Origin of the sequence: Streptomyces boluensis, assembly GCF_009908195.1 — a bacterium.
Classification (GTDB): Bacteria; Actinomycetota; Actinomycetes; order Streptomycetales; family Streptomycetaceae; genus Streptomyces; species Streptomyces boluensis.
Genome location: NZ_JAAAHS010000249.1, coordinates 1 through 11,569, shown reverse-complemented (window position 1 = coordinate 11,569; position 11,569 = coordinate 1). Strand labels below are relative to the sequence as shown.

At 72.4% G+C, this 11,569-nt stretch carries 11 protein-coding genes; 5 read left to right on the top strand and 6 right to left on the bottom strand.

The features are described 5' to 3' along the window. Positions 1 to 299: 299 nt before the first annotated feature. On the top strand, positions 300 to 974 hold the full coding sequence (locus tag GUY60_RS25835; protein ID WP_246235673.1) for a PhzF family phenazine biosynthesis protein: 675 nt from the start codon (positions 300 to 302) through the stop codon (positions 972 to 974). A 75-nt stretch (positions 975 to 1,049) separates the two neighbouring features. Here GUY60_RS25835 and GUY60_RS25830 read toward each other — a convergent pair whose 3' ends face one another. Next, the gene (locus tag GUY60_RS25830; protein ID WP_161701932.1) at positions 1,050 to 1,706 is read right to left on the bottom strand and encodes a biliverdin-producing heme oxygenase; all 657 of its coding nucleotides are present in this window, start codon (positions 1,704 to 1,706) and stop codon (positions 1,050 to 1,052) included. 207 nt (positions 1,707 to 1,913) lie between these two features. Continuing rightward, positions 1,914 to 2,774 (bottom strand): type I methionyl aminopeptidase, encoded by an 861-nt coding sequence (map, locus tag GUY60_RS25825; protein WP_161701930.1) that lies wholly within the window; start codon positions 2,772 to 2,774, stop codon positions 1,914 to 1,916. A gap of 82 nt (positions 2,775 to 2,856) precedes the next feature. On the opposite strand from map, the gene GUY60_RS25820 reads away from it, so the two are divergent. Then, positions 2,857 to 3,090, top strand: a complete 234-nt coding sequence (locus tag GUY60_RS25820; protein WP_161701928.1) for a hypothetical protein — start codon at positions 2,857 to 2,859, stop codon at positions 3,088 to 3,090. Between the two features lie 62 nt (positions 3,091 to 3,152). On the opposite strand, the gene GUY60_RS25815 is transcribed toward GUY60_RS25820, so the two are convergent. Continuing rightward, positions 3,153 to 3,770: a hypothetical protein gene (locus GUY60_RS25815; RefSeq protein WP_161701927.1), complete on the bottom strand. Its 618-nt coding sequence runs from the start codon at positions 3,768 to 3,770 to the stop codon at positions 3,153 to 3,155. A gap of 184 nt (positions 3,771 to 3,954) precedes the next feature. On the opposite strand from GUY60_RS25815, the gene npdG reads away from it, so the two are divergent. Further along, positions 3,955 to 4,683: an NADPH-dependent F420 reductase gene (gene npdG / locus GUY60_RS25810; protein WP_161701925.1), complete on the top strand. Its 729-nt coding sequence runs from the start codon at positions 3,955 to 3,957 to the stop codon at positions 4,681 to 4,683. Positions 4,684 to 4,695: 12 nt separating this feature from the next. After that, positions 4,696 to 4,917 (top strand): hypothetical protein, encoded by a 222-nt coding sequence (locus GUY60_RS25805; protein ID WP_161701923.1) that lies wholly within the window; start codon positions 4,696 to 4,698, stop codon positions 4,915 to 4,917. Positions 4,918 to 5,027: 110 nt separating this feature from the next. On the opposite strand, the gene GUY60_RS25800 is transcribed toward GUY60_RS25805, so the two are convergent. Beyond that, positions 5,028 to 5,822 carry a site-2 protease family protein gene (locus GUY60_RS25800; RefSeq protein ID WP_161701921.1) on the bottom strand — a complete coding sequence of 265 codons (795 nt, stop codon included), beginning with the start codon at positions 5,820 to 5,822 and terminating at the stop codon, positions 5,028 to 5,030. A gap of 223 nt (positions 5,823 to 6,045) precedes the next feature. Here GUY60_RS25800 and GUY60_RS25795 point away from each other — a divergent pair, with 223 nt between their 5' ends. Next, entirely contained in the window at positions 6,046 to 9,396 is a 3,351-nt protein-coding gene (locus GUY60_RS25795; RefSeq protein ID WP_187370128.1) for an ATP-binding protein, read from the top strand. A gap of 98 nt (positions 9,397 to 9,494) precedes the next feature. On the opposite strand, the gene GUY60_RS25790 is transcribed toward GUY60_RS25795, so the two are convergent. Together GUY60_RS25790 and GUY60_RS25785 are read right to left on the bottom strand one after the other, a co-directional pair. Further along, on the bottom strand, positions 9,495 to 10,334 hold the full coding sequence (locus GUY60_RS25790; protein WP_161701916.1) for an ABC transporter permease: 840 nt from the start codon (positions 10,332 to 10,334) through the stop codon (positions 9,495 to 9,497). Continuing rightward, positions 10,331 to 11,350, bottom strand: a complete 1,020-nt coding sequence (locus GUY60_RS25785; RefSeq protein ID WP_161701914.1) for an ATP-binding cassette domain-containing protein — start codon at positions 11,348 to 11,350, stop codon at positions 10,331 to 10,333. Before GUY60_RS25785 ends, GUY60_RS25790 begins: the two co-directional genes overlap by 4 nt. Positions 11,351 to 11,569 lie beyond the last annotated feature (219 nt).

Sequence of the window (11,569 nt, the reverse complement as noted above, 5' to 3'; positions counted from 1 at the left end):
GATCTAGGGAGGGGGAACCTGTGGTGGGGGCCACTGAGGCAGACCTAACTTATCTGAGGCTTACCTGAGTACGACCCGCCCGTAAAGTGATCCGGCTCTCATGGACGCTGTATGAGCGCGGCCCGATAACGGCCTGGTCATGACGGCCTCTGGGCACGGTCATGACCAACCCCATGGACGGTCAAGGAACGGTCAAGTGGCACTTTCCGGCGAGGAGGCGCCCCTATTGACCAGGACCCGTTCGCGGACCCGTTCGCGGTCCCGTTCGCGGCTCCGTGGGCTGATGCTTCAATGCGCGGATGACTTCGGCGACTGGTCCCGACGGACCGATGGAACTCGACGTACTCCGCGTCTTCTGCGGCCCCGACGGACGTCATGGCAACGCCCTCGGGGTCGTCCGTGACGGCACCGCCGTGCCCGGCGAGGCGGCGCGTCAGGAGCTGGCGCGCCGACTGGGCTTCAGCGAGACCGTGTTCGTGGACGACGACGAGCGCGGCGTGGTCGACATCTACACGCCCAGCGCGCGCCTGCCCTTCGCCGGCCACCCGTGCGTCGGCGCGGCCTGGCTCCTCGACCTGCCCGAACTCCGCACCCCCGCGGGCCTGGTGACGGCCCGTCAGGACGGCGAGTTCAGCTGGATCACGGGCCGCCCGGAGTGGGCGCCCGGCCGCACCCTGCGGCAGCACGGCTCGGCCGCCGAGGTGGACGCGCTCGACGTGCCGCCGCCCGGCACCTGGATCTACGCCTGGGCGTGGCTGGACGAGGCCGCGGGCCGGGTCCGCGCACGGGCGTTCCCCGGCCGGGGCGACGGCATCGACGAGGACGAGGCGACGGGGGCCGCGGCGCTGCTGCTCACGGCCCACCTGGGCCGCGCCCTCAACATCCGCCAGGGCGTGGGCAGTCAGATCCTCACGGCCCCGAACCCGGACGGCACGGTGGAGGTGGGGGGCCGGGTGCTGCTGGTCGGCGCCTGATCTTCCCGTCCTGCCGGACGGGCCCCCTCAGGTTCCCCCAGCTACCGCTGGGAGGTGCCCCCAGAGGGGCTGATTTCACGCGCTCAGCGGGAACTCGGCCCCCAGGGCCCGGAACACGCCCGTGTTCAACGCGAACGCCCGCTTGCACTCGTCCACGATCCGCATCTTCTCCAGGTCGTCCACCGGCACCCCGTCGAGCAGCTCGCGGTACGCCCGCTTGAACGCCGCGGGGTTCGAGATGCCCTCGAAGACGTAGAACCGCACCCCGTCGCCCTTGCGTGCGAAGCCCCAGGTGCGCTCCGCCTTGTCGCGGATGATCTGGCCGCCGGAGAGGTCGCCGAGATAGCGGGTGTAGTGGTGGGCCACGAAACCGCCGGGCCAGCTGCGGGCGCACTCGGCGACCCGGTCCACGTACGCCGCCGTCGCGGGCAGCGGGCGCAGCCCCTCGCGCCAGTCGGCCGCACCGCCGTGCAGATGCGCGAGGTCACGCTCCAGCTCGGCCGTCCGCGCCAACTCGGCCTGGATGAACGGGCCCGCCACCGGGTCGTCCCGCAGCGCCTCGGCACCGTCCTCCATGGCGCGGTACACGAACCACAGCTGCTCGGTGTAACGGGTGTACGCGTCCACGCCGAGCTTGCCGCCCAACAGGTCGCCCATGAACGTCGAGGTCTCGGCCTCGGTGTGGGCCTCTTGTGAGGCGGTGCGGATGAGCGTCGAGAACGGCGTGTCCACGGGGGAACCTCCGGTGCCGAAGGGGTGGGGGAACCAGCTCTGATCCTGCTACTTAGGCATGCCTAAGTCAACTGGTTCCCGACGGCCTGTCGGTAAGGGCGTTCCCGACGTGCTGTCGGTAAAACACGTACGCGGAAATTCGTTCGGGACCGGGACCGGGATCGGGACCGAGACAGGGACGGCGGAAAGCGGAAGGGACGAGCGGGGTCAGGGGAGCGTGAGGATGTCCGCCCCGGTCTCCGTCACCACGAGCGTGTGCTCGAACTGCGCGGTCCGCTTCCGGTCCTTGGTGACCACGGTCCAGCCGTCCTCCCACATGTCGTACTCGTGGGTGCCGAGCGTCAGCATCGGCTCGATCGTGAAGGTCATGCCGGGCTGCATCACGGTCGTGGCGTGCGGGCTGTCGTAGTGCGGGACGATCAGGCCGGAGTGGAAGGACGTGTTGATGCCGTGACCGGTGAAGTCCCGCACCACTCCGTACCCGAAGCGCTTGGCGTACGACTCGATGACCCGGCCGATGATGTTGATCTGGCGGCCCGGCTTGACCGCCTTGATCGCGCGGGCGGTGGCCTCGCGGGTCCGCTCCACCAGGAGCTTCGACTCCTCGTCGACATTGCCGCAGAGGTACGTGGCGTTGTTGTCGCCGTGCACCCCGCCGATGTACGCCGTGACGTCCAGGTTCACGATGTCGCCGTCGCGCAGCACCGTGGAGTCCGGGATGCCGTGGCAGATGACCTCGTTCACCGAGGAGCAGAGCGACTTCGGGAAGCCGCGGTAGCCGAGCGTGGACGGGTAGGCGCCGTGGTCGCACATGTACGCGTGCGCCACCTCGTCCAGCTTGTCGGTGGTGACGCCCGGCTCGATGTACTTCGCGGCCTCCGCCATGGCCTGCGCGGCGATACGGCCCGCGGTCCGCATCAGCTCCACGGTCTCCGGGGTCTGCACCTCCGGCCCGCTGTACGGAGTGGGCGCGGGCTTGCCCACGTACTCGGGACGCCGGATGTTGCCGGGGACGGAACGGATGGGAGAGAGCTCCCCTGGTACGAGTAGCAGCGACTGGCCAGACATGCCAGTGAGTGTATCCAGCGGTCTTGGGGCACGATGGCGGCGGAACCAACCTCCAGCGGCTCTCAGAGAGAGGGGTCCTGCGATGGCCCTGTTCAAGAAGCGGACGGTCGGCAAGCCGGGGGAGTGGTACTACTGCCTCGAGCACAAGAAGGTCGAGGAAGGGCCCGACTGTCCCGGCAAGGACCGCTTCGGCCCCTACACCTCCCGCGCGGAGGCGGAAGCCGCGATGCAGACCGCCCAGGAGCGGAACCTGGAGTGGGACACCGACCCGAACTGGCACGACCGCGGCAAGACCCCGGACGACGCCGCGGAGTGAGTCCCGGTCCCGTACGGCACGGCACCGGGTGAGCGTCTCTCCTCGGGGACGTCACCGGGCCCTCACCAGCGGGCGGGCGGGGGTTCCGTCAGGTGGTCCGCGAGGCGGGACAGCCGGTCCCGGAAGCCGCGGCGTCCGCGCGGGGCCGCCGCGGGCAGCGCGTTCTCGCCGGCGGCCGCGCTCACCAGGTGCTGCACCGTGTCGAGGTCGAGGTCGGGGTTCTCGGGCAGGCTGAGCGCGTCGTGCGCCAGGGTGTTCAGCTCGTGCCGCTCACCGCCGCCCGCGTCCAGGGCGAGCACCGTGGCCCCGGCCCTGCGGGCGTCGTGGACGCGTTCGAGGAGACCGCCGCCCGGCTCGTCCGGCGCCACCACGAGCAGCGTCTCCCCGCGCCTGGCCGCCTCGATCCGGCCGAGCCCCACCGACAGATGCGCCGGGTCGCCCGGCCGCACCCGGTGCCGCACCAGCGTCGGCGTCAGCTCCGGCATCCCCGACCAGGCCGCCTCGTCCACGAGATGCGCGGCCAGGTGCCACGGCTCGTACGCCGCCGTGCCCACCAGGAGCAGGCCACCGCCGTGCGGCAGCACCGAACTGCGCAGAGTGCCCGCGAAGCGGCGGGTGGCGCGGGGCCACTCGGTCCCGGCGAGCACTTCGCGCAGCAGCGCGACCCGTACGGCGTCCATGGCCCCGCATCCTGCCCGCCGCGCCGCCCGCCCGTCCGGCGCTTGCCCCAACTCGCGTACGGGGGAAGGGAAGTGGGGCGGTCCGGCTCGTACGCGCGTATGGGGTTCGTACGGCGGGGCGCCGGTCGCCGTGGGGGTGTGACCGGGCGGGTCAGGTGTGGATACCGGCAAGTATCGTCGCCGTATGACTTCCCAAGATGCTGTTCAGGACGGTGCGCAGAAGGCGCAGCCCAAGGCTCCCGCCAAGGACCCCTGGGAGCTGCCCGACGTGTCCGGGCTCGTCGTCGGCGTGCTCGGCGGCACCGGTGACCAGGGGCGCGGCCTCGCCTACCGGCTCGCCCGCGCCGGCCAGAAGGTCGTCATCGGCTCGCGCGCCGCGGAGCGCGCCCAGGCCGCCGCCGACGAGCTCGGCCTCGGCGTCGAGGGCGCCGACAACGCCGAGTGCGCCCGGCGCAGCGACATCGTGATCGTCGCCGTGCCGTGGGACGGGCACGCCAAGACCCTCGAAGCGCTGCGCGAGGACCTCGTGGGCAAGCTCGTCGTGGACTGCGTGAACCCGCTGGGCTTCGACAAGAAGGGCGCGTACGCCCTCAAGCCCGAGGAGGGCAGCGCCGCCGAGCAGGCCGCCGCGCTGCTTCCGGACTCCCGGGTCACCGCCGCGTTCCACCACCTGTCGGCCGTGCTGCTGCAGGACGAGTCCGTCGACGAGATCGACACCGACGTGATGGTGCTCGGCGAGGTCCGCGCCGACACCGACCTCGTGCAGGCCCTCGCCGCCCGCATCCCGGGCATGCGCGGCGTCTTCGCCGGACGCCTTCGCAACGCCCACCAGGTGGAGTCCCTGGTCGCCAACCTGATCTCCGTCAACCGCCGCTACAAGGCGCACGCCGGGCTGCGCGTCACCGACGTATAGCCGATGTGGGGCATGGGGGACACTGGACGGCGTACGACCCGCACATCCCGACAGGAGCCCACCCCCATGCCCCGCCTCGCTCTGTACGCCCTCGTCGTCTGCGTACTCGCCGTCGCCGCTGCCGTGGTGTCCTTCGCCCAGGGCAGCTGGCTCGGCATCATCTGGGTGCTGCTCGCCGGGCTCTCGTCCAACATGGCCTGGTATTACGTACGGCGGGCCTCGCAGGGGGCGTAGGCGGTTCGGCGCCGTTGACCCGGTGCGGGTCGATCGCCCTCCGGGCTCGTCCTCAATCGCCGGACGGGCTCAAATAGCCACTCTTGCTCAGCGGTGCAGGCCGGACCGGCTCACCCCGTAGTGCAGACCGGGCTGTCGCCCTGCCAGAAGCGGTAGAGGTTCTGGCCGCAGTACGACTCCAGCTCCTCGATGCCGAGCGCGCTCAGCGCCCAGTGGATCGCGTCGAAGAACGCGATGTTCACCTCCGGGATCCACAGGATGCCGAAGACCGCGAGCAGGCCGAACGGGGCGAACGGCTCCACCTGGCGCCGGATCTTGTGCGAGAGCCACGGCTCGATCACCCCGTACCCGTCGAGGCCCGGGACCGGCAGGAAGTTCAGGAGCGCCGCCGTCACCTGGAGCAGGGCCAGGAACGCCAGCGCGTACCGGAACGCCGTCGGCACGCCGTCCAGGGCGTCGAGCCAGAACGGGGCCGTGCACACCACGGCGAACGCGATATTGGTCAGCGGGCCCGCCGCCGAGATCAGGCTGTGCCGCCAGCGGCCCCGGATCCGGCCGCGCTCGATGAACACCGCACCGCCCGGCAGACCGATCCCGCCCATGATCACGAACACCACGGGCAGCACGATGCTCAGCAGCGCGTGCGTGTACTTCAGCGGATTCAGCGTCAGATAGCCCTTCGCGCCCACCGAGATGTCCCCGCTGTGCAGGGCGGTGCGCGCGTGCGCGTACTCGTGCAGGCAGAGCGAGACGATCCAGGCGCCGGTGACGAACAGGAACACCGCCAGGCCCGTGGTCTGCGCGAAGCCCGTCCAGGTGGCCCACCCGGCCGCCGCGGTGACGGCCGCGATCCCGAGGAAGACCGGGCTGACGCGCCGGTCGCTGCGCTTGATGGCGGTCGTCATGCGGCGGGGCTCCCGGGGGTGCGTGCGTGGTGGGTCCGTCGGGTACGTGCGGGCTGCCCGGCGGTACGGGTACGTGCCCACGCGTACGTACGTGCCCGGCGTGCCGCGACCGTACCCGGCACGGAGGGGGAACGTCTCGGTATCGGCCAGGAGTTCCGGCCCGCGACGCCGCCCTGCGACGCCGTCCCGTACCGGGCGGACGGCCGCGCGGGCGCCGGGGACAATGGGTGCCGTGCGCTACTCGATCCTCGGCACCACCCAGGCAGTCCGCGCCGACGGCGGCCCCGTGCCGGTCGGCGGGGCGCGGCTGCGCGCCCTGCTCACCGTGCTCGCGCTCAGCCCGGGACGTACCGTGCCCGTCGCCCGGCTCGTCGCCGACGTGTGGGACGGCGACGAGCCCGCCGACGCGAACGCCGCGCTGCAGGCCCTCGTCGGCCGCCTCCGCCGCTCGCTCGGGCACGCGGCCGTCGAGTCCGCCGACGGCGGCTACCGGCTGAGCGCCGCCCCCGACGACGTGGACGCGCACCGCTTCGAGCGGCTCGCCGGGGAGGGCGCGCGGGCCCTCCGTGACGGCGACCCGGTCAAGGCGACCGCGCTGCTCGACGAGGCGCTCGGCCTGTGGCGCGGACCCGCCCTCGCCGACCTGCCGGACCGCCTTGCCGAAGTGGGCCGGCTCGATGCCCGGCACCTCGACGCCCGCAAGGCCCGGCTCGCCGCCGCCCTCGGCCTGGGACGCGCCCCGGCCGTGCTGCCCGAACTGACCGCGCTGTGCGACGCGCACCCCCTCGACGAACCGCTCCAGGCCCTGCGGCTTCGCGCCCTGCGGGACGCGGGCAGGCCGGCCGAGGCACTCGCCGCGTACGAGCGGGTGCGCGCCGGACTCGTGGAACGCCTCGGCGCCGACCCGGGGCCCGAACTGCGCGCCCTGCACGCCGAGTTGCTCACCCCGGACACCCCGGACACTCCGTCGGCGCCGGCCGCCCCGGTGGCCTCCGCTCCGGTCGGCAACCTCCGTAGCCGCCTCACCAGCTTCGTCGGCCGGGAACCGGAGATCGAGGCGCTCCGCGCCGACCTCGGCCGGTCCCGGCTCGTCACGCTTCTCGGGCCCGGCGGCGCGGGCAAGACCCGCCTTTCGCAGGAGGCGGCCGAGACGGTGCCCGTCCCCGACGGGGTGTGGCTGGCCGAGCTCGCGCCCGTCGGCGCCGCCGCCGACCCGGACGCCGTCCCCGAGGCCGTACTGACCGCGCTCGGCGCCCGCCGGACCGTCCTCTACGGCGCGGGCGCCGAGGAGTTGCGGGCCGCCGACCGGAGCGTCGGCGACCCGCTTGGCCGGCTCGCCGAGCACTGCGGGCGGCGCCGGATGCTGCTGCTCCTGGACAACTGCGAGCACGTCGTCGAGTCCGCCGCCCGCACCGTCGAGTACCTGCTCGCGCACTGCCCCGGCCTGACGGTCCTCGCCACCAGCCGTGAACCCCTGGGCGTACCGGGCGAGTCGGTGCGTCCCCTCGAACCGCTGCCGGAGCCCGTCGCGCTGCGGCTGCTCGCCGACCGGGGCGCCGCCGCGCGCCCCGGGTTCCGCGTCGACGACGACCCGGCGGCGTGCGCCGAGATCTGCCACCGCCTGGACGGCCTGCCGCTGGCGATCGAGCTGGCCGCGGCCCGGCTGCGCGCGCTCACCCCGCGGCAGATCGCGGACCGGCTCGACGACCGCTTCCGGCTGCTCACCTCCGGCAGCCGTACGGTCCTGCCCCGGCAGCAGACCCTCCGTGCCGTCGTCGACTGGTCCTGGGAGCTGCTCGACGAGCGGGAGCGGGCCGTGCTGCGGCGGCTCTCCGTATTCGCGGGCGGCTGCGAGCTGGACGCCGCCGAAGCGGTCTGCGCGGGCGCCCCCACCACCGCGGGCGCGGCGTCGGACGCCGAGCCCGCCTGCCTCCTCGACCTGCACGTCGACCGCCGCGACGTCACCGAACTGATCGGCTCCCTGGTCGACAAGTCCCTTGTGGTGGCGGCCCCTTCGGACACGGGCGCGATGCGCTACCGGCTCCTGGAGACCGTCGGCGAGTACGCGGGCGTCCACCTCGACGAAGCCGGCGACCGCCCCGCCGCCGAGCACGCGCACCTCGTGCACTACCGCGAACTGGCCCGCCGCTCCGACCCCGAACTGCGCGCCGCCGGACAGAAGCGGGCCATCGCCCGGATCGAGCGGGAGTACGAGAACCTGCGCACCGCGCTGCGCCGGGCGATGGACGCGGGCGACGAGCAGGAGGGGCTCTGCCTGGTCCTCTCGCTCTGCTGGTACTGGCAGATGCGCGACCTGCGCAGCGAGTCACGGCACTGGTCGCGTGCCGTGTCCGCGCTCGGCCCCGACCCGTTCGCGGAGCCCGTCGAACCGGCGCCGCCGCTCGCCGAGAGGTGCACGGCCAAGCCGCCGCCGATGGCGCCCGAGCAGCTGGCGGAGGCGCGGCGCGGGGCGCATCTGATGCAGCTCGCGGCGATGGACCACCGGGGCGACGAGTGGACGACACCGGAGAACAAACAGCGCCTGAACGGCATCGTCGCCGCCTACCGGCCGGGCCTCCCGCAGACCTGCTGGAGCCCCGGCGCGTACTGGGTGTACGCGGTGCTCCTCACCGGCAACTCCGACAACCTGCGGGCACTGCTCGACCAGAACGTCGAGACCTGCCGTGAGCACGGATTCCGCTGGGAGCTCGCCGCCAACCTCCAGCTGCGCGCCAACATCCTCGCCAACCGCAGCGCCTGGGGCGGCGACGCGGACCGCGACGCGACCGAGGCGCTGGCCGTCTTCACCGGGCTCGGCGACTCCTGGGGCGCCGCCGAAGCGCTCTCGGCGCGCGGTGAGGCCTGGGAGCGGCGCGGTGAACTCGCCCGCGCGGAACGGGACTTCACGGCGGCCGTGGAGCACGCCGAGGCCATCGGGGCGGCCGCGCAGGTGGCGATCCTGCGGGTGCGGCTCGCCGGCATCCTCCTGGACAACGGGCGGCCGGAGCGGGGCGAGGTGATCCTGCGGGAGATCCTGCGCGACGTCGGCGAGACCTTCTCGGAGGCCGTGCCCGCCGCCCGTATCCACCTGGCGGGCTGGCTGGGCAGCAGCGGCCGCAGGGACGAGGCGCGCGAGCAGCTCGACCTGCTCTGGGACCAGTACTTCTCCGGCCCCGCGATGATGTTCAAGGGCGTCCTGCACGGCATCTACGGCTGGCTCGACGTCCTCGACGGCCGCCACGAGGAGGCGTACGCGCACGCCACGTCGGCCCTGCGCTGGTCCCAGGACCCGGTGGCCAGGATGATCGCCCCGCACATGGCCTCGGTCCAACTCGCCCTGTGCGCCTGGGCGTTGGCGGGCCGCGCGGAGCCGGACGCGGCGTACACCGGGGCCCGGCTGCTCGGCGCCGCCGACGCGCTGCTGCCCGCGGGCCACCTTCCCGCAGCGCAGGAACGCGTCCAGCGGGACTCCGCCGAGCAGGCCGTACGGGATGTGCTCGGCGACGCGGCGTACACGCGCGGACATGCGGAAGGCGGCGGCCTCTCCTTGGAGGAGGCCGCCGCCCTGCTCTGATCCGGGGTACGTCGGACGCGATCCGGTACTCCCGGACCAGCCGCCCCCCCCCGGCTCCGTCCGCCGAACTCCCTTGCGGCGGACGGGGCCTGGCCGGATCAGTTCTTGTTGGTGTACTTCCGTACGGCGATCGGCGCCATCACCACGGTGAGGCCGATGGACCAGGCGAGCGTGACCCACAGGCCGTGCGCGATCGGGCCGCCCACCATCAGTCCGCGGGCCGCGTCGGCGAGGCCCGACATCGGGTTGTACTTGGTGAACGCCTCCAGCCAGCCCGGCATCGACGCGGTCGGCGCGAAGATGGACGAGCCGAACTGCAGCGGCATCATCACCAGGAACCCCATGGCCTGCACGGACTGGGCGCTTTTCATGGTCACGCCGAGGGTCAGGAAGATCCACATCACGCCGAAGCCGAACAGCGCGGAAAGGCCCACGGCCGCGAACAGGCCGCTCCAGCTCACGATGTCGAAGCCGACGAGCACGGCCACGATCATCAGCACGGTGGTGGCGATCAGCATCCGCAGGAGTTCCACGGAGATCTTGGCGATCAGTACGGAGGCACGGCCGATGGGCAGGGACCGGAAGCGGTCCATGATGCCCTTCTGGAAGTCCTCGTTGAACCCGGTACCGACGGCCTGCGCGATGGTCATGCTCATCATCGCGAGCATGCCGGGGATCACGTACTGCACGTAGGCGTCCTGGCCGCCGCCGAGCGACTGGCCGATGGAGCCGCCGAAGACGTACACGAACAGCAGCGTGAAGACGATCGGCATCAGCAGGGCGTCGAACATCGACTCCGGGTTCGCCTTGATCCACAGCAGGTTGCGGCGGATCAGGGCCCCGGTGTGCCGGAGGTTGGCGCGCAGTCCGATGCGGCCGTCGGCCTCGCCGGTCTTCAGGGCGGGCGTCGCGTCAAGAGTCGCGGTAGCGGTGGTCATACGGCGACCTCCTCTCGGATCGGGGCGGCGTCCTGCGGGGCACTGGCCTTCTGGCCGGTGATGGAGAGGAACACCTCGTCCAGGCTGGGCAGTTCGGTGGCGATGTCGGCGAGTGCGTACCCGCGCTCGGCGAGCGCGCCGACGATCGCGGTGAGCTGCTCGTCGCTCTGCACGGGCACGAGGACTGTGCCGTGCTCGGCGTCCACGGTGGCCGTGGCGAGCCCGGTGAGGCCGGAGGCGTCGAGGTCGGCGGCCATGGTCCGCAGTTCGAGCGGGTCGGCCGGGCGGACCCGGAGCGTACGGCCGCCGATCTTCGCCTTCAGCTCGGCGATCTTGCCGTTGGCGATGATCTGGCCGCGGTCGATCACGGTGAGCTCGGAGGCCAACTGCTCGGCCTCCTCCATGTACTGGGTGGTGAGCAGCACGGTGACGCCCTCGCCGACCATGCGCTTCACCTCGTCCCACACCTCGTTGCGGGTACGCGGGTCGAGTCCGGTGGTCGGCTCGTCCAGGTAGAGCACCGCGGGCTGCCCGATCATCGAGGCCGCGAGGTCGAGCCGGCGCCGCATGCCGCCGGAGTACGTGAAGGCCGTCCGCTTGCCCGCCTCGGTGAGCGAGAACCGCTCCAGGAGTTCGGCGGCGCGGCGCCTGGCCTCGGACCTGGAGAGGTCGAGGAGGCGGCCGATCATGTACAGGTTCTCGAAGCCGGAGAGCTTCTCGTCGACCGAGGCGTACTGCCCGGTGAGGCCGATCTTGCGGCGCAGCTGCCGGGGCTGGTGCAGCACGTCGTACCCGGCCACGAAGGCCGAGCCGGAGTCGGGGGTGATGAGGGTGGAGAGGCAGCGTACGAGGGTGGTCTTGCCGGCGCCGTTGGGGCCGAGGACACCGAGGACGGTGCCTTCGCGGACGTCCAGGTCCACGCCGTCCAGGGCCTTGGTCGAGCCGTAGTGCTTGACCAGCCCCCGCACCTCTACGGCGTGCCCGCCGTTGCTGGGGTTCTTGTCGGATCGCGTCATGAGGACCACCTTGGCGGTGGCTGCCGACAGATCACCTACAGGCCGCCGACAGCGCACCGACAGGGGGGCGAGGCCGCTTTTCTCCCCTGACCCGCCCCTTCCCGAAGTCCTGCCGGACGGGCCTCCTCAAACGCCGGAGGGGCTGAAATTTGGCTCAGCAATCAGCCCACGCCCGCAAAATCCAGCCCCTCCGGCGTTTGAGGAGCGGGGGTCCGGGGG

Bases quoted from the DNA above. Each gene is read 5' to 3' on its own strand.
- GUY60_RS25835 (WP_246235673.1), top strand. From the start codon at position 300: ATGACTTCGGCGACTGGTCCCGACGGACCGATGGAACTCGACGTACTC.
- map (WP_161701930.1), bottom strand. From the start codon at position 2,774: ATGTCTGGCCAGTCGCTGCTACTCGTACCAGGGGAGCTCTCTCCCATC.
- GUY60_RS25820 (WP_161701928.1), top strand. From the start codon at position 2,857: ATGGCCCTGTTCAAGAAGCGGACGGTCGGCAAGCCGGGGGAGTGGTAC.
- GUY60_RS25815 (WP_161701927.1), bottom strand. From the start codon at position 3,770: ATGGACGCCGTACGGGTCGCGCTGCTGCGCGAAGTGCTCGCCGGGACC.
- npdG (WP_161701925.1), top strand. From the start codon at position 3,955: ATGACTTCCCAAGATGCTGTTCAGGACGGTGCGCAGAAGGCGCAGCCC.
- GUY60_RS25805 (WP_161701923.1), top strand. From the start codon at position 4,696: ATGGGGGACACTGGACGGCGTACGACCCGCACATCCCGACAGGAGCCC.
- GUY60_RS25800 (WP_161701921.1), bottom strand. From the start codon at position 5,822: ATGACGACCGCCATCAAGCGCAGCGACCGGCGCGTCAGCCCGGTCTTC.
- GUY60_RS25795 (WP_187370128.1), top strand. From the start codon at position 6,046: ATGGGTGCCGTGCGCTACTCGATCCTCGGCACCACCCAGGCAGTCCGC.
- GUY60_RS25790 (WP_161701916.1), bottom strand. From the start codon at position 10,334: ATGACCACCGCTACCGCGACTCTTGACGCGACGCCCGCCCTGAAGACC.
- GUY60_RS25785 (WP_161701914.1), bottom strand. From the start codon at position 11,350: ATGACGCGATCCGACAAGAACCCCAGCAACGGCGGGCACGCCGTAGAG.